Source organism: Streptomyces sp. MI02-7b, assembly GCF_033793585.1.
GTDB lineage: Bacteria > Actinomycetota > Actinomycetes > Streptomycetales > Streptomycetaceae > Actinacidiphila.
In genome coordinates, this window is record NZ_JARAWX010000009.1 from 147,682 (window position 1) to 163,835 (window position 16,154).

Below are 16,154 nucleotides of genomic sequence, written 5' to 3' on the forward strand. Positions count from 1 at the left end.
CCGTAGCATTCGGTACTTTCGGAAGTAATTATCATGCCCTTTCCCGCATATTCTCGGAAGTACGCAATCCTGGGTTCCCTCGCGTCCGGGACGGCGTTCCGGCCTTGCCCGGCCCGGCCTGCTGTGGGCGCCGTCAGCCAGGTCGTCGAGCACGGGCGGGCACCGGAGCGGGGCATGGAGATCGCCCACAGGTCCCGAACCCGGCGCTGTACCGGTCGCGGCAGAAGCAGACCCCGACCACGGCCGAGTCCGGCCACCGGCCGACACCGACGTTCGACAAGCTTTGGCGCTATTGCCATACAAACGAAGGAATCACCATGGACCAAGAACTGAAGGACCAGACCGCACTCATCACCGGTGGCACCGCCGGCATCGGCCTGGAGACCGCGCGGCTGTTCGTCCGCGAGGGCGCCACCGTCGTCATCGCGGGAAGAAACCCCGAGCGGGGTGCCGAGGCTGCCGCCGAACTGGCGGGCGGTCCTGGCACAGCGCGGTTCGTCGCGGCGGATCTGGGCGACCTCGAAGCCGTCGCCAGGCTCGCCAAGGACGCCGGCCCGGTGGACATCCTCGTCAACAACGCCTCTCTGTTCCCCGTCGCGGCGACCGTGGAGCAGGATGTTGAGTCGTTTCAGAAGATATTCGACACCAACGTCCGCGGCACGTTCTTCCTCACTGCCGCGCTCGTACCGGCCATGATCGCCAAGGGTGCGGGAAACATCATCAACGTCTCCACCATGGCGGCCGTGATGGGTGTGCCCGGGGCCTCCGCCTACAGCGCCACCAAGGCTGCCCTGGCCTCGTTCACCCGCAGTTGGGCGGCCGAGTTCAGTCCCAGCGGTGTCCGCGTCAACTCGGTGGCACCCGGCCCGACCATCACCGACGGCGTTGTCGCCGAATGGGGCGACGGTGTGGCCGCGCTCGGCCAGGGCATCCCACTGCGCCGTACCGCCGGACCCTCCGAGATCGCCGAGGCCATCCTTTTCCTCGCCTCGTCCCGCTCCAGCTTCTTCACCGGCGCCAACCTCGCCGTCGACGGTGGGGCGACGGCCATCTGACCGCCCGTCCAGCGGGTGGCCAGCGGCCGTATCCGGATCGCCCGCCGCACCATGGACCCCCGCAAGGAACGTGAGAACTGTCATGACCAGTGCCGACACGACCACCACCACCGCCGCCGCAATCGGTCTTCTCCAAGACCGGGCGGCCATCGCCGATGCCATGCACCGCTTCGCCGCGGGTCTCGACCTCGCGGACGCTGAACTGCTCACCTCCTCTCTGACCGAGGACGCCGTGGTCGACGTCACCCCGGCGACCGAAAAGATCGGCCTGGAGTTCCCCGTCCTCGGTCCACGGGGGATGGTGGTCGGCGCGCTCATGGCAGGCGTCGGCCCGCTCGACACCAGCCACAGCCTCAGCAACCTCCGCATCGATGTCACCGCCGACACCGCCACCGTGCGCTGCAATGCGCAGGTCATGCACTTCCCGCCGGGCGAAGGCCCCGACCCGGCACGGACCCGGCACGCCCTGCTGATGAACCGGTACACCGCCGCGCTGGTCCGCCACAGCGAGACGTGGCGCATCAAGCACCTCCTGGGCGAGCTCGCCTGGTTCCAGGGCGACCCGGCGGTCCTGGGCTCCCCAACCTGATCCGGCCCGGCCGGCACGGTCCCATCGCCGGGGGCCCGGTCTGTGCGTACGCGATCGCCGCCACGCCGAGGTCGGGCCACAACCACGGGCCTCCAGTGCGGGTGTGCCTCACCCAGGGCGGCCCGGAGCACCGCCGGTGACGCCCGTCCTCCCGGGGGGCATCATCCCGGGCCGTTGCTCGCTGGATCATCTCTGCCAGGAAGGGGCCTTGACGCGATGGAGATCCGAGAGATGCGGGCCTTCGTGGCCGTCGTGGACGAAGGCGGCCTGTCGGCGGCAGCACGCGCGATGCACGTCAGCCAGTCCGCCCTGTCGCAGACGGTCCGCTCACTCGAACGCCAAGTAGGTGGGCGGCTGCTCGTGCGCGACCACAGTGGAGCGCGCCCGACAGAACTCGGCGTGACACTGCTCGCCCGGGCGCGGGCTCTCGTCGAGGAGCACGACGAACTCATGGCCACCCTCACTCGCCCCGCTGCCCCAGTGGGACGACTGCGCGTGGGGGTCCCACTGGAACTTCCCACGGACCTGCTGCCCATGGCGATCGCGGAGGTCAGCGCCACATATCCCAATGTGCCCGTGGACCTCCAGCACGCGCCCAGCACCGCACAGCTCGCGGCTCTGCGAGCCGGGGAGATCGAGATCGCCCTCGTGCGCGACCGCCCGACAGACGCCGTTCTCGACAGCGTTCTGGCAGTGGAGGAGTCCATGGGTGTCGTCCTCACCGTCTCGCGCGCGGATGAACTGGCCGACGCCGGCGGTGTACGGCTGCACCGCCTGAGCGGCCTGTCCTGGGTCGGCTTCGCCCGATCCGACGCGCCGGCATGGCACGACCAGGTCGTTGCCACCCTTCACAGCCACGGCATCACGGACATCGACAGCGCAGGAGACGATGATCGCCCTGTCCCGCGTGAAGTGAAATTCGCGGCAGTGGGAACGGGTCGCGCCTTCGCCCTCGCCTCACCGGCCTGGGTCCACCCCCTGCCCGGAGGGCTGGTCTGGCACCCCCTGATCGGCAACCCGGTCGTCCGCCACACCTGGGCCGTCTGGCGAGCCGACTCCCGGCAGCGCGAACTCGCCGCACTCGTCGCGGCGCTGGCGTCTCCGATCGCGTGTGGCCCGGGGTGATCCGCTCGGTCGGCTCAGCGTCACCGACCGCGCGGGGACGCGGGCGCAGTGCGGCTGCCGACTCGCAGTCGGCACGAACGCGGCGAAGCCGGAGCCTCGGCGAAATGCTCGCCGGGGCGACCGGGGTCCGTGATGCTTCCCTCCGCCGAGTAGCTCACGTGGATCAAACGGCCGATCAGCGCCGCGACGGCAGATTGCCAGACGTGAGCGGGAGTTGTCGGCGCGTCGGTGACGCCGCCGCCTGCCGGAGCCCCGAGGCCGGAGCGCCCGCCCCCCCACACCCGTGAAGATCCCCCGCGGCAGCGAGCCGGAATGTCCGGAAAGGCCGGCGCTCCCGTCATTTGCACCTACGGTAACGGGGCCACTTCACCCCGACGCTGCGCTGGGGCCCGCCCCCGTTTCCAGTGGCCCCGCCTCGAAGACGGGTCTAGCGTTTGACGGAGAACGAAGCGTCAGAGCGTTGTGCCACCGTCAAAGGGGACGAACTCGCGTCGATGGTGCCGATGTCCGGCCACGTCGATTCCCGGCTTGATTGCGTTCCATGCTCGGATACTTCTGGAGGGCAGCATGCTCCCCACCCATCACCGCACGGCGGCCATCGAGGGGCAGCGGGTCTTCTACCGCGAGGCCGGTCCTGCCGGTGCGCCGGTCGTCCTCCTCCTGCATGGATTCCCGAGCAGTTCCCACATGTTCCGTCACCTCATCCCTGCGCTTGCCGACGACTATCACGTGCTCGCGCCGGATCACATCGGCTACGGACAGTCCTCCATGCCCAGGGTCGACGAGTTCGAGTACACCTTCGACAACCTCACGAAGGTCACCGCCGGACTGCTCGACAGTCTGGGCATCAGCCGTTTCTCCGTGTATGTCCACGACTACGGTGCCCCTATAGGGTGGCGGCTGGCGCTCGATCCCGCGTACGAGGTGACCGCGATCATCTCGCAGAGCGGTAATGCCTATATGGAAGGGTTTGCCAAGCCCTTCTGGGACGACCTCTTCGCCTACGCCACGACCCCCGGAGCGGACACCGAGCCAGGCGCACGAGCCAAGTTCACGGCTGAGACGACCCGTTGGCAGTACGAGAACGGCGCTCCGGACAAAAGCCTGGTCAGCCCGGACAACTGGCTGCACGACCAGACTCTGCTGGACCGGCCCGGCAATGATGAGGTCCAGCTGGCGCTTTTCCGGAACTACCCGACCAACATCGACGGCTACCCCCAGCTGCAGGAGTACTTCCGCACCAGCCAGGTGCCGCTGCTTGCGGTCTGGGGCGAAGGCGACGAGATCTTCGGGCCTGACGGTGCGCGGGCGTTCACGCGCGATCTGCCGGACGCGGAAGTCCACCTGCTGCCGGCCGGGCACTTCGCCCTGGAAACCCACCTGACCGCCATCAGCGGCTACATCCACGGATTCCTCGGCCGCGTCCTCAGCTGAGCGCGACCGAGGCAGGTCCCCGCCTCACATGGCGGCGCGGGGCTCGGAGGCCGGCATCGTCCCCAGAGGCCCGGAGTAGGTTGCCGGCGGACGGCGAGCAAGTCCTCGACGTCGACACACCGCTCTACGGCGACCCGTACTCCGTGCCCGCGGTGCTTCCACGGTGCCCACGGCCTCCCCGCGGGTCCCTTTCGAACCCGGTGGGCCGCGGCCTTTGCCCGCGCGATCCACGGCCCGACGTGCACCTGGTCAGGGCAGCGTGGAAGGACTGTCGCCAGATCTACGTCCGCGACGCCCGGCCCCTGGTCGGCGTCCCCCCGGCCCCGCGGGCTGCACGCCGGGCGGGCCCCGGCAGCATCAGGACCGGGCTCAGGACCCGGCGGGCGTGGGATCCGCGGGCTCGTTCGTACCAGCTGCGCTGGCGGCGACAGCCGCGGTGGGTGACGGTGAGGGAAAGCCGAGGGCCACCGTCGTCTGAGATCGCTACCCCAAGGAGCGCGAGCATGTCCGAACGCCATACCGTCCTGCGGAGCTTGCACGATGTGGGACTGGCCGCATGGCACGGCGGCTCCCTGATGGGCGCGGTCGGCCTGAACGGCGCTGCCCGGGCCGAAGGTGGCAACGAGCGTGGAAACGCCCGGATCGCCGCTTCGGGCTGGGAGAAGTGGGCACCGGTCAACGCCGCGGCGATCGGCTGCCACCTGATCGGCGCCGGCGGCCTGCTCGCGGTGAACGCACCCCGCGTCGCCGTCCAGCAGGGCGTGGCGACCTCCACGCTGGTCAAGACCGTGCTCACCGGGGCCGCTCTGGCCGCCACCGCATACAGCGGCCTGCTCGGAAGGAAGATCAGGCTCGCGTCCTCCGACCGGCCGGAGGACGCGCAGAAGGCCACGGAGCACCCCGTCGACCTGACCACCGCGCAGCGTCATCTGGCATGCCTGCAATGGCTGGTGCCGGCGCTGACCGGTGGTCTGGTGATCGTCAACGCCCTGCACGGAGAGCAGCAGCGTCCCACCGAGCAGGTACACGGCATGTGGCAGCGCGCCCGCTCCCTCGCCCAGCACACCCCCTCACTGCCCCCTCACGTGCCCACTCACATGCCCACCACCAGCTGGCATCTGGCGTACTGACGCGCGCGACCGCGACACCTGCGAACCCGCGGACCGCACCCCGAGGCGACTCCGGCCTGCGCACGCGTAGTGGCCGGTCCGCGGGGCAGACGCAACGTCAGGAGGTTGACGACATGGTTCCTTTGCTGCTTGTCCTGCTACTCGCCCTGGTGCTGTTCGGCGCCGGGTTCGCCCTCAAGGCCCTGTGGTGGATCGCCATCATCGTGCTGGTGGTGTGGGCCCTCGGCTTCGTCTTCCGGGCCGCCGAAGGCGGCGGACGCCGCCGCTGGTACCGATGGTGAGCTGACACCATCCAACTCCAAGGGTGGGGCTCGTGCCGCCGACATGGCCGCGAACCCCACCCTTCGTACTTCCCACCCGCTCCGGGGGGTGGACGCAACCAAGGCGGCTCGCCGTCAACGCGCGGCGGCGCGCTCCGCCAACCCTGTTCCCCGAGGCCGCCCTGTTCCATGCGTGCTGCATTTCCAGAGGCCAGGGACGGCGGGCCCCGCGCTCGGGGTCGGACCGACGATGCGGTCACATTTCCGGTCGGACTCCGCGCGTCGGCCTGGGAGGCCGTCGTTCATGGCAGAGGCGCCGCTAGGCTTCCATCGTTGTCTGTCCTTCGCGGACAGGGCCCGGGGCCCCGCCGGCGACGCGGGGCCCCTTGTTCACGACGGTTCGACGCGGCCGGGACTGTCGGACTCTCCGAACCCGGAACTGATGCACCGGCATTCTGCGCAACGGACCTCCTGATGCGCGTTGTCCAGGGACTGTGCGTCCGTGAACTTCTCACAGCGAGTGACGCTCGATCCCCCGGAGGCTCTCAATTCGCGGCGGCCCTCTGCACCGGAAAGAGACAACCTTCAATGGCCAAGGGTCCGGCCCCCCGTGACCCGTCCCCAGGTCACAGAAAGCGCCGCACGGGGATGACGGCTGCTTCCTTCAGTCGCTGCGGCAGGGACCGGCGCTTCCACCGGTCCGCCTCGATCGCCTCGCTGCGTGTCAGGTCGTGATCGAAGTCGTCGTCCAGGATGCCGGTGAAGGTCTCGTCGAGGACGGCGAGCATGACTTCCTCGTCATGATCCATCGAGCGGCGGTTGAAGTTGGTGGAGCCGATCAGCGCGGCGACCCGGTCCACCGTCATGATCTTCGTGTGGAGCATCGTCGGCTGGTACTGGCGGATGTCCACGCCGGCTGCGAGCAGCGCCGCGTAGTGGTGCTGGCCCGCGAGTTGGCAGGCGCGCTGGTCGGTGTGCGGGCCGGGGAGCAGGATCTGGACCTGGACGCCACGTCGGGCGGTGGCGCACAGCAGGTCGATGAAGTACGGGTCGGGGGCGAAGTAGGCGGTTGAGAGGCGAAAGCGTTCCTGTGCGGAGGAGAGCATGACGCGGATGAGGGTCTGCAGGTCCTGCCAGCCGAAGCTGGCCGAGCCGCGCACCACCTGCACGGTCGAGGAGCCCGGCTGGGTGTGTTCGCTGAAGCGGTCGCGCTCGTCGAACAGTTCGTCGTGGCACTCGGCCCAGTTCTGGGCGAACGCGGCCGCGATCCCGTCAACCGCGGGGCCACGGACCTTGACGTGGGTGTCACGCCACTCCTCGGGGGTGCGGGCGTTGCCGCACCATTCCTCGGCGATGCCGACCCCGCCGGTGAACGCGGTGTGCTCATCCACGATGAGAGCCTTGCGATGGCACCGGTGGTTCTGCTTGAGCGGGGAGGTCCACACAGGTTTGCGGAACCAGGCGACCTGCACTCCGGCGGCGTCCATGTCGTCGAGGAGGTCCTGTTCGATCTCCTTGGCCCCGAAGCCGTCCAGCAGCAGCCGCACCCGCACACCGGCGCGGGCTCGGTCGGCCAGAGCAGCGGCGAAGTCGCGGGCTATCTGGCCGCGCCAGTACACAAACGTCATCATGTCGATGACGTGAACGGCCTCGCGGACCGCCGCCAGCATCGCGGGGAAGATCTCGTCCCCGTTGCGCAGCGGAACAAGCTCGTTGCCTTCGGTCGCGGCAACCCCGATCAGCCTTTCCAGACGCCGGCGCAGACGCTGCTTGCGCTCCTCCGCCTGCACCAGGCCGTCGCCACCCGGCTGGGGTGTGACAAGGGTCTTCTCGATACTCATGCGGTGCTTCTCCTGGAAAAACAGAAGTCGAAAAGGTGGGTGGGGCCGGCCACCTTGCCGCTGGCCCCACACCGCAGTCCCGGGGGCGCTGGTCCGGACTACTGGAGAGCTTGGGTGCGCAGCCGGGTGAGGATCCGGGTCAGGAGACGGGAGACCTGCATCTGGGAGATGCCGAGGCGCTCGCCGATCTGTGCCTGCGTCATGTCGTGGCCGTACCTCAGGGACAGGATCAGCCGGTCCCGCTCCGGCAGCTGCCGGATCAGCGGCTTGACCGCCTCGATCTCCTCCACCTTGCCGAAAGCGTTGTCGTCGTAGCCCAGCCGGTCGGCCCAGCCGGTCCCGCTGTCGCTCTCCTCGGTGGGCGGTGCGTCCAGGGAGGCGGCGGAATAGGCGTTGGCGGCCGTCATCGCCTCCACGACCTCGTCCTCGCCGATCTCCATCCGGGCCGCGAGCTCGGCGACCGTGGGCGCCCGGTCCAGCTCGACCGCCAGGAGGTCGGTCGCCTTGGCCAGGTCCAGGCGCAGCTCCTGCAGCCGCCGCGGCACGTGGACCGACCAGCTGGTGTCGCGGAAGAACCGCTTCATCTCCCCCACGATGGTCGGCAGCGCGAAGGTCACGAACTCCACCCCGTAGTCGGGATCGAACCGGTCGACCGCCTTGATCAGGCCGATCGTGCCGACCTGCAGGATGTCCTCCATCTGGTCCGCGCGCCGGGAGAAGCGGCGGGCCGCGAAATGCACCAGCGCCCCGTTCATCTCGATCAGCGTGTTGCGGACGTACTGGTAGTCGGCGGTGCCCTCTTCCAGCGTCTGCAGCCGCGCGAACATCACCTTGGAGACCTGCCGGACCTCCGGGGCCGTCATCGTGCCGGACACCTCCGGCAGCTCCTCCGGCGCACCGAAGTCTTGCGCCGTCTCGACCACGTCATCGGCCACTACCTGCATCCCAGCGCCCTCCTCAACCTGTTTCCTGGTGCGTTCTGCACTTCCAAGGCATCGCCCATCTGCCCCGGATCACGCCCGGCATTCGAACCTTCGGCGAAACGAGGCGGTGGCCGGAGTCGGGCAGGGCCGGGCGCCTGGCCGGGGTCGGCTCGGCGCGGCCTGGGGCGGCCACTCGAAAGGGCAGCCGGCAGGTCCGCGAGCCGTCCCGCGGCCGACACGCTACTGCCGTGGGAGCTTGGTGACGGTGTCGAGGTAGAAGGCGTCGATGCTCTGCACGGCGCGCTCGAAGTCGTCCAGGTTGACGGGCTTGGTGACGTAGGCGTTCGCGTGCTGCTGGTAGGCGCCGGAGACGTCGGCGGGCGCGGAGGAGGTGGTGAGGACCACCACCGGGATCGTCCGCAGGTCCTCGTCGGTCTTGATGACGGCCAGCAGTTCGCGGCCGTTCATGCGCGGCATGTTCAGGTCCAGCACGATGAGGTGCGGCCGCGGGTTGCCCGGATCACGAAGGTAGTCCAGGGCCGCCATGCCGTCCTCGACCTGCGTGATGTTGCGGGTGCCGCGCGCGGTGAGGGCGTCCTCGATGAGCATCGCGTCGGCGGCGTCGTCCTCGACCAGCAGCACGTCGTAGGGGCGGGCGGGGGCGATCATCATCGAGAGCTCCGGGGAGTGTCGTGGGGGGTGGGGTCGTGGGTGATCAGTCCCGGCCATCGGCGGCGCGCGCCCTGCCGGGTCATGTTGGAGGCCCTGCCGATCTGCGGGTAGCCGGCACCGGCGTCGGCCGCCTCGTGCGCAGCGTTCTCTTCCAGGCGCTCGATGGCCTGCCGGAGATGAACCAGCATGTGCAGACGTGCCAACGCCTCCGCCTGGGCGGGCGACTGCTCACCCCACGGCAGGCGCTCAAAGGCACGAGCGACCAGGTCACGAACAAGGTCGTCGACCGCGCCGGCGGTGAGCGCGGCGATCTCCTCCTCGCTCATCCGCAGGGAGAAGTGGATGCCAGGCATGTTCACACCATAGGCGCGCGCCCCCGAAAACGACAACAAGAGTTGTCACCCGGGGGCTGCGGTCGAGGTCGGCGCCCAAAGCGCTTCGCGTCTTGCACCTCACCACGCCAGTCGCGTGGTGGCGAGCGTGACGGTGGCCGACGCCCTGGAGGGCACCGCGGCACGGTGAGCTGAGCAAAGACCCGACCCCCGCCGTAGTCGTGCGGCGGGGGTCGACTCATGGTGGAGGGTCCGCCTGGGGGTGAGCGGAAACCTCTGCTCCGACACACTCTGGTGCCGATCTTGACGGCGTGCACGCCGGGCGCGGCCGGTTGCGTGAGGGGCGGTCCCGCCCTGAGGGGCTGTGGTTCCGCCGGGCGGGACCGCACCACCAGGATGCGGCCACCTCCGGCGGCCGGCCACGGGTCACGGCGACAGAGCCCCTGCCGCTACCCGGCAACAGGGGCCCTGTCATGGCTGGCGACCGGAGGGGGCCCAGCATGCCTGCCGCTCCCCACCCTGCCCAGCCTCGCCGGATGGCGCCCGTCGACTGCCGCCCCTCGGGTGGCGGCGTCCGGCGCAGCCCTGTGCGGAGACCCCGGACCACGCCGGACCGATCGTCGCGCGGCCCCCGCCCGAGACGGAAGCCCGGCCGGGACGATCGGAACCGCTCTTCCAGAATGCGCCGCAATTCCGCCGGGGTCAGCCTTGCCGTGGCATCACTGGCGCCGTGGACCCCCACTCACCGCGTGGGCTACTTCCGTAACGCTGATGCCGGCGCAGCAGCAAAGGGCAAGCCTGCTCCTGCACACAGGGTGACCGGACTCGGGTGCGCGAGTGCGGGTAGACGGACCAGTGGAATGTCCGACATGACAGGAGATGGTCAGTATGTCTCGCACACAGCCCGGCATCGAACAGCACCCGGATCTGCTGGAGCTCCGCGCCGATTACGAGCGTGCGACCGCGACCAATCGCGGTCAGGCAGTAGAGGCGATGGGTCTCCTCATAGGCACCTACCTGGCTGCTTCACCGTGGATCGCGGGCTTCAACGCGATTTTCGGCTTCAGCACGCTGTCGACGATCGCCGTCAACAATCTCATCGCCGGTATCGCGTACGCGCTGCTCATGGGCGGCGTGGGACGAGGCTTCGAGCGCACTCATTCCAAGGCCTGGGCGGCGGCCGTCATCGCCCTGTGGACGATCATCTCGCCCTGGTGTGTCGCGGGTGACGTCAGCAACTGGCGCACCATCACCAACAATGTGATCGTCGGGGTGATCGGCCTGGTGGTCGCGCTCGCAGCGGCGACAACGCGCCCCGGCAGCGCCCGCACGGCGGGGCACACCATGTCGGACACCCCTGGAGGCATGAGGCGCGGCTGACACAAACTGGCCGCGGAACGTCGCCGCAGATGACGCCAGATGGCCACGGCCGCTCACTGCGTCAAGGAAGGCGACTGCGGCTCGGGCGTTGATCCGGGAGCCGACTTCACTAGTCCCTACGGCGCTGCTGATGGCTGCTCTCGCGTAGCCGGTCGGTGTGACGAGTGAGGCTGCCGACGGCCGCGGCGAGATCGGGGTGGCCGGACTCCAGAAAGGGATGTGTGGCGGCGAGGGGAGCCAGCAGCCTGGCCGCGTCGTCGTGGGCCAGAGCGCGGTCCACGGCTGCGACAGCGGGGCGTGCCGATTCGGGCAGGTCGGTCAGAGCGGTGACCTGTGCGGCGAGCCGGCGCAAGTCGGCGGCTTTGTCCCGGGCCCACACATTGACCGAGCGATCGGCGGCCCGGCCGTCGCGAGTGGCTTTCACGCGCTGCTCCCCCGTGGTGCCCGCCGCTCCCGGCCGTAGGCGGAGATAGCGGCGCTCGGCCGCCTGCCGGCTCGCGACGCCGAGCGGGTCGGCCAGGTCGGCCCAGCTCGCACCAGCGGCGCGGGCGGTCTCGATCAGGCCGCTTTCCCAGCGGGCCAGCTGCTCGCGCACCTCACGCAGAAGGATGAGTGAGGCCAGTGCCTCCGCCGGACCCTCGTCAGGACCTGGTCGCGGCGCGGTGTCGTCCGCGGCACGGGCGACACGAAGGGCCTCCTCGATGGAGGCCAGGGCGATCGCGGCGGCGGGGAACGGAACGGCTCGGTCGTCGGCCGTTCGGGCGGTCGGGTCGGTCGGGTCCGTCGCCAATGGAGGCACCCCCTGTTGTCGTCCTTCCGACGACGTCTTGTTTGTCATCGCTTGGATGACATGCTACAACGGAAGGCAGGTGAAGCGCATTGGCAGTTACTGCCCGAACGCTTGGAGGTGTTTCACGATGTTGATGCGCACCGACCCCTTCCGTGAACTGGACCGTCTGGCCCAGCAGCTGGTGGGAGCGACCGGCACCTGGTCCAGGCCCACCGCCATGCCCATGGACGCCTTCCGCGAGGGCGACCAGTATGTGATCCTCTTCGACCTGCCCGGCGTCTCGGCCGAGGCGATCGACATCGACGTGGAACGGAACATGCTCACCGTCAAGGCCGAGCGACGGCCCACGGCCAAGGCCGAGGACGTGCAGATGGAGCTGTCCGAGCGGCCGCTGGGTGTCTTCTCCCGGCAGCTGGTGCTCGCCGACACCCTCGACACCGAGCACATCCAGGCCGACTACGACGCCGGCGTGCTCACGCTGCGCATCCCCGTCGCGGAACGGGCCAAGCCCCGCAAGATCTCCATCACGTCCTCAGGCGACCGCAAGCAGATCAGCGGCTGATCCCGGAACCGGACGGAACCCCGCACCACACAGGCAGCGGAGGACGGACGGCCATTCCTTGGTCATGCCGGCCCCGTCCTCCGCGCCAGACAGCAAGGGGGCAGATCCGTGGTCATGCGATCCGAAGCATTCCTGGCGCGGGTTCAAGAACGCGGCGAGTACTCCACACCTCAGGAAGCGGACCGGGCGGCCCGCGTGGTCCTCGCCCTTCTGGGCGCACACGTGGTCGGCGAGGAACGCGCCGAACTCGCCGCACGGCTGCCCGAGACGTACGCGCTCATCCTGCTCAACCCCATGCAGGCCACCGAACCACTGGACGCGGAGCGGTTCGTGCGGGCCACCGCCGCCTGGATCGAAGGCGCCACCGACCAGACCGCACGGTGGGACGTGGGCGCGGTGCTCAGCGTGGCCGCCGAGGAGGCCGGACCGGGCCTTCTGCGACGGCTCCTGCTGCAACTGCCCCCCGGCTACGACCTGCTGTTCGGCCATCTCGGACCCGGCTGACCACGGTCGGCAAGAGCGAACACCTTCCTCCCCTCCCCCTCCCACCGCATCCAGCGCACCAAAAAGAGAAAGAGCACCCGCAGATGTCCCAGCAACTCCAGTCAGCGCGCCCAGCAGCGGCGATGTCGTTCGAGCAGATGGTCGAACACGTCCGGTACGAGGGCGCCTACGCGACGAGCGAACAGGCCGAGCAGGCTGTACGCCACGTGCTCGCCGCCCTCGGCCGGCAGCTCACCGGCGAAGAGCGCGTCGCCCTGGCCGCCCGGCTTCCCCTCGACGCCGCCCTCGAGCTCACCGCCCAGATCCCCGCCACCACCCCCCGGACCGGCTTCGGCTTCGTCAGCGACCTGGCCCAACGCACCGGCGGCACCCCGGCCACCGCACGCTGGGATGCCGGCACCGTCTTCGCCGTCGTCGCCCGACTCGCCGGAGACGACCTCATCACCCGCATCCTGAACCAACTGCCCAACGGCTACGCGCTGCTGTTCGGCCGCGCCGAACTCACACTCTCCGCCTGACCCCGCACACCGCGGCCAGACCCCCGAACCGGCAGCCGCGGGGCCCGCGGCTCCGGTCCGCCCCACGGAGTGCGTCAGCCTCCGGCAAGCAGGTACACAAGCAGCACGGGAATGCAGACGGCCGCGACGACGAGCACGACAGCGACGACCGTGCACAAAGGGTCACGCAGCGCGTCCAGTGATCACGGGCGGCACACGCCGGCGCGGTGCGCCGGCGTACCCGCGTCACCGCCGTTTTCCCTGGACGTCCGTGGGCAGCCGCCCGGTATGACGCAATTCGGATACACGATGATGACCGAGCAGGCTGGCCCTCAGGAGCTGGTGAACCATGTGGTTCGCGCCGAGGAGGCCGGCTTCGACTTCTCCGTGACGTCCGACCACTACTTTCCGTGGCTGAAGGAGCAGGGTCACGCGCCGTACGCCTGGAGTGTGCTGGGCGCGGCCGCGCAGGCGACGTCCCGGATCCCCCTGATGACCTACGTCACCTGTCCGACCATCCGCTACCACCCGGCCGTCGTCGCGCAGAAGGCAGCGACGATGCAACTGCTGTCCCGGGGGCGGTTCCGGCTGGGGCTTGGGTCTGGGGAGAACTTGAACGAGCATGTGGTCGGTGGTGGATGGCCCTCGGCGAACGTCCGCCAGGACATGCTGAACGAGGCAGTGGAAATCATTCGAGCGCTCTTCGACGGAGGCTACGTCAACCACCGGGGCGAGCACTTCGACGTAGAGTCAGCGAAGCTGTGGGATCTGCCCGACCGCCCTCCGCCGATCGGGATCGCAGTGTCCGGGGCACAGTCCTGCGAAATGGCGGCCCGTCTCGGAGACCTGATGATCGCCGTCGAACCGGACGCAGAACTGGTGACCGCGTTCGAAGAGCACGGTGGGATGGGTAAGGCCCGCGTCGGCCAGCTCCCTGTCTGCTACGACCCGGACAGGGGTGCGGCCGTGCAGCGGGCGCACGAGCAGTTCCGCTGGTTCGGGAGCGGCTGGAAGGTCAACGCCGAACTCCCCGGCCCCCCCGCCTTCGCCTCCGCGAGTTCGTACGTGCGCGAGGAGGACGTCGCGCGGTCCATCCCCTGCGGCAACAATCCCGAGGTCTTCGTCGAAGCGGTACGCCCGTATGTGCAGGCGGGATTCACCGAGGTCGCTCTCGTACAGGTTGGAGGTGACGCTCAGCTCACGTTCCTGGACTGGGCCGAGAAGACGCTCCTGCCCGCGCTCCGGGAACTGTGAGCCGCTCCTGGGCCGAGGGTTGCCAGCACCCCTCCTCCCCGGTGGAATTCCCGCCGCCATGCGTGGCCCTGCCCGCCCCCTGCGACGCGGGCCGGCAGGGCGCGGCGTCACCGGGCAAGGCGCATGCTGGAGGTCGGGTGCTCCTGCGGCTCGGAGCGTCTGCGGGGCTCAGCACATAAGCCGGCCCCCCGCTCAGGCGATGGCACTCTCCGAGGAAGCCGGGAACCGCGCAGGGCGGCCTCACCGTCGGACGCTCCCACTCGCGGTGGGCTCCCAGCAGCGAAGTGACCTCGGCTTCGTGGTCACGGAATCGGCCAGGGGCGTGGTCACGAGTCCCCAGGGGGAACTTGACCACGGCGGAAGCGTGAATACCCCGGATCAGGTGGTTTGACCCGCGAGTGACTAAGTCCACTGGTACGCGGGCCGGTCGAAGAACCAGCTCGCGGCCTCGTTGGGGGTAGACCGCAAGACGATCAGGAAGTATCTGGCGCCAGCGGAGGCTTCGGAGATGGCCCCGGGTGGGCCGCCCACGAGCGAGGCGGACTGGGGCAAGCTGATCAAGAGCTGGTTCCCGAGCCGGCCCGGCGCCGACTGAACCAGGTCACGTGGGCAGAGATCGAGCCGCACCGCGACCGGGTCAAGGGGCTGCTGGAGACGACCACGGTGACCACGATCCATCAGCGCCTCAAAGACGAGGGGAAGTTGACGGTGTCATTGTCGACGTTCCGCCGGTGGGTGACCGAGACCCTCCCGGACGAGTCGGTCCGGTCGAAGGTGACGGTGCTGCGGGACGACGTCGAGCCGGGCTCGTAAGCCCAGATCGACTACGGCTTCCTGGGTCCGTGGAGCAACCCGAGCACAGGCAATACGAACTGGTCTCCGAGCGGCAAGGGCGCTCGCTGATCATCACCAGCAACCGGGCTCCCAGCGACTGGTATCCCCTCTTCCCCAAGCCCGTCGTCGCCGAGTCGCTCCTGGACCGGCTGATCAACACCAGCCACCAAGTAATCATGAACGGCCCCAGCTACCGGCCGAACAAGCGTCCAAAGAACCCCACTGACAAGTGACTTCTCCCACCGCGCTTGGCCGGTCTGATCAGGTTGACCAGCCACACTGATCAGGCCGGCCGGCGGCGTTCACTCGTAGACGCGGGCCGCACCGAGCTGCCACGCCACAGAGGCCCAGGTCACCGGTTCGATCGGTGGGACGCCCGGGAACGCCGGTGGCCTGCCTAGCCTGGCCCCGAGCCAGGCCTCCCACGACTCCAGGAACTGGGCCATCGAGCCGCTCGCCCAGCCGCCGCCGTCACCGGCCCAAAGTCCCTGGGCCAGCCTGTCCTGCGTCCAGGCACGGTCCCGGGCAAAGTCGGCGGCCAGGGCCAGCAGCAAGACTCGTAGCTCTCCAGGAGAAGAGACCGGCGGCTCGTCTCCAAGGGGCGCCGGCTCGGCGAGCCCGACCGACGGCGCGTCCAGCGCACTGAGCAACTGGTCGGCCAGGCCCTGCCAGCCGGGCTCCGGACCCTCGTCAGGCAGGGTGCCGGCCCAGCGGAGCAGGATGTCGTCGATCTGCGGCGCATCGGCGCCGAGGCCCTCGAAGCGCCGACTGAGGCACCGCAGCAGAACACGGAGGTCCTCGCCGGTCTCCACGTTGTTCGTCACCGCGCGAGAGTATGGCAACGAGCTCCGGCCCATCGACCGGATATCAGGGCGGTCAGGCATTGTCGCGGCGCATCTTCCGCCTGCGGCCCGAGACGTCGAGCCGGTGGGGAATTATCTGGCGTTCGACCTGGGGAATTCGCTGACCGTC

Annotated in this window: 19 protein-coding genes; 13 read left to right on the forward strand and 6 right to left on the reverse strand. The window is 69.3% G+C overall.

Going from position 1 to position 16,154, the window contains the following annotated elements; all coding sequences use genetic code 11:
- Window positions 1–317: 317 nt before the first annotated feature.
- From PV364_RS17120 to PV364_RS17145, 6 genes are all read left to right on the forward strand, one after another.
- Window positions 318–1,055 (forward strand): SDR family oxidoreductase, encoded by a 738-nt coding sequence (locus PV364_RS17120; RefSeq protein ID WP_319660872.1) that lies wholly within the window; start codon window positions 318–320, stop codon window positions 1,053–1,055.
- An 82-nt stretch (window positions 1,056–1,137) separates the two neighbouring features.
- Window positions 1,138–1,644: a nuclear transport factor 2 family protein gene (locus PV364_RS17125; RefSeq protein WP_319660873.1), complete on the forward strand. Its 507-nt coding sequence runs from the start codon at window positions 1,138–1,140 to the stop codon at window positions 1,642–1,644.
- Window positions 1,645–1,860: 216 nt separating this feature from the next.
- Window positions 1,861–2,769 carry a LysR family transcriptional regulator gene (locus tag PV364_RS17130; RefSeq protein WP_319660875.1) on the forward strand — a complete coding sequence of 303 codons (909 nt, stop codon included), beginning with the start codon at window positions 1,861–1,863 and terminating at the stop codon, window positions 2,767–2,769.
- A 567-nt stretch (window positions 2,770–3,336) separates the two neighbouring features.
- A complete protein-coding gene (locus PV364_RS17135) occupies window positions 3,337–4,203 on the forward strand; it encodes an alpha/beta fold hydrolase (RefSeq protein WP_319660876.1) in 867 nt (288 codons plus the stop codon).
- A gap of 503 nt (window positions 4,204–4,706) precedes the next feature.
- Window positions 4,707–5,333 carry a hypothetical protein gene (locus PV364_RS17140; RefSeq protein WP_319660877.1) on the forward strand — a complete coding sequence of 209 codons (627 nt, stop codon included), beginning with the start codon at window positions 4,707–4,709 and terminating at the stop codon, window positions 5,331–5,333.
- 113 nt (window positions 5,334–5,446) lie between these two features.
- Window positions 5,447–5,614: a hydrophobic protein gene (locus PV364_RS17145; RefSeq protein ID WP_319660878.1), complete on the forward strand. Its 168-nt coding sequence runs from the start codon at window positions 5,447–5,449 to the stop codon at window positions 5,612–5,614.
- 605 nt (window positions 5,615–6,219) lie between these two features.
- Here the strand turns inward: PV364_RS17145 and PV364_RS17150 are convergent.
- The 4 genes from PV364_RS17150 to PV364_RS17165 form a co-directional block, all read right to left on the reverse strand.
- A complete protein-coding gene (locus PV364_RS17150; protein WP_319660879.1) occupies window positions 6,220–7,434 on the reverse strand; it encodes a phospholipase D-like domain-containing protein in 1,215 nt (404 codons plus the stop codon).
- 98 nt (window positions 7,435–7,532) lie between these two features.
- Complete coding sequence (locus tag PV364_RS17155) at window positions 7,533–8,378, reverse strand: RNA polymerase sigma factor SigF (protein WP_415924564.1); 846 nt, start codon at window positions 8,376–8,378, stop codon at window positions 7,533–7,535.
- A gap of 219 nt (window positions 8,379–8,597) precedes the next feature.
- Window positions 8,598–9,029 (reverse strand): response regulator, encoded by a 432-nt coding sequence (locus tag PV364_RS17160; protein WP_319660880.1) that lies wholly within the window; start codon window positions 9,027–9,029, stop codon window positions 8,598–8,600.
- A complete protein-coding gene (locus PV364_RS17165) occupies window positions 9,026–9,382 on the reverse strand; it encodes a hypothetical protein (RefSeq protein ID WP_319660881.1) in 357 nt (118 codons plus the stop codon). Before PV364_RS17165 ends, PV364_RS17160 begins: the two co-directional genes overlap by 4 nt.
- 867 nt (window positions 9,383–10,249) lie before the next feature.
- On the opposite strand from PV364_RS17165, the gene PV364_RS17170 reads away from it, so the two are divergent.
- Window positions 10,250–10,741 carry an SPW repeat protein gene (locus tag PV364_RS17170; RefSeq protein WP_319660882.1) on the forward strand — a complete coding sequence of 164 codons (492 nt, stop codon included), beginning with the start codon at window positions 10,250–10,252 and terminating at the stop codon, window positions 10,739–10,741.
- Between the two features lie 109 nt (window positions 10,742–10,850).
- Here PV364_RS17170 and PV364_RS17175 read toward each other — a convergent pair whose 3' ends face one another.
- Complete coding sequence (locus tag PV364_RS17175) at window positions 10,851–11,531, reverse strand: HSP18 transcriptional regulator (protein ID WP_319660883.1); 681 nt, start codon at window positions 11,529–11,531, stop codon at window positions 10,851–10,853.
- Window positions 11,532–11,658: 127 nt separating this feature from the next.
- On the opposite strand from PV364_RS17175, the gene PV364_RS17180 reads away from it, so the two are divergent.
- The 6 genes from PV364_RS17180 to PV364_RS17205 all read left to right on the forward strand — a co-directional run bounded on the left by PV364_RS17180 (window position 11,659) and on the right by PV364_RS17205 (window position 15,415).
- On the forward strand, window positions 11,659–12,093 hold the full coding sequence (locus PV364_RS17180) for an Hsp20/alpha crystallin family protein (protein WP_319660884.1): 435 nt from the start codon (window positions 11,659–11,661) through the stop codon (window positions 12,091–12,093).
- 114 nt (window positions 12,094–12,207) lie between these two features.
- Complete coding sequence (locus PV364_RS17185) at window positions 12,208–12,597, forward strand: DUF2267 domain-containing protein (protein ID WP_415924565.1); 390 nt, start codon at window positions 12,208–12,210, stop codon at window positions 12,595–12,597.
- 83 nt (window positions 12,598–12,680) lie between these two features.
- The gene (locus PV364_RS17190) at window positions 12,681–13,115 is read left to right on the forward strand and encodes a DUF2267 domain-containing protein (RefSeq protein WP_319660886.1); all 435 of its coding nucleotides are present in this window, start codon (window positions 12,681–12,683) and stop codon (window positions 13,113–13,115) included.
- A 267-nt stretch (window positions 13,116–13,382) separates the two neighbouring features.
- Window positions 13,383–14,348 (forward strand): LLM class F420-dependent oxidoreductase, encoded by a 966-nt coding sequence (locus tag PV364_RS17195; RefSeq protein WP_319661031.1) that lies wholly within the window; start codon window positions 13,383–13,385, stop codon window positions 14,346–14,348.
- 663 nt (window positions 14,349–15,011) lie between these two features.
- On the forward strand, window positions 15,012–15,161 hold the full coding sequence (locus PV364_RS17200) for a hypothetical protein (RefSeq protein WP_319660887.1): 150 nt from the start codon (window positions 15,012–15,014) through the stop codon (window positions 15,159–15,161).
- 29 nt (window positions 15,162–15,190) lie between these two features.
- Window positions 15,191–15,415, forward strand: a complete 225-nt coding sequence (locus tag PV364_RS17205) for an ATP-binding protein (RefSeq protein WP_319660888.1) — start codon at window positions 15,191–15,193, stop codon at window positions 15,413–15,415.
- A 69-nt stretch (window positions 15,416–15,484) separates the two neighbouring features.
- Here the strand turns inward: PV364_RS17205 and PV364_RS17210 are convergent, their stop codons facing one another.
- Window positions 15,485–16,006, reverse strand: a complete 522-nt coding sequence (locus PV364_RS17210) for a hypothetical protein (protein WP_319660889.1) — start codon at window positions 16,004–16,006, stop codon at window positions 15,485–15,487.
- Window positions 16,007–16,154: the final 148 nt, after the last annotated feature.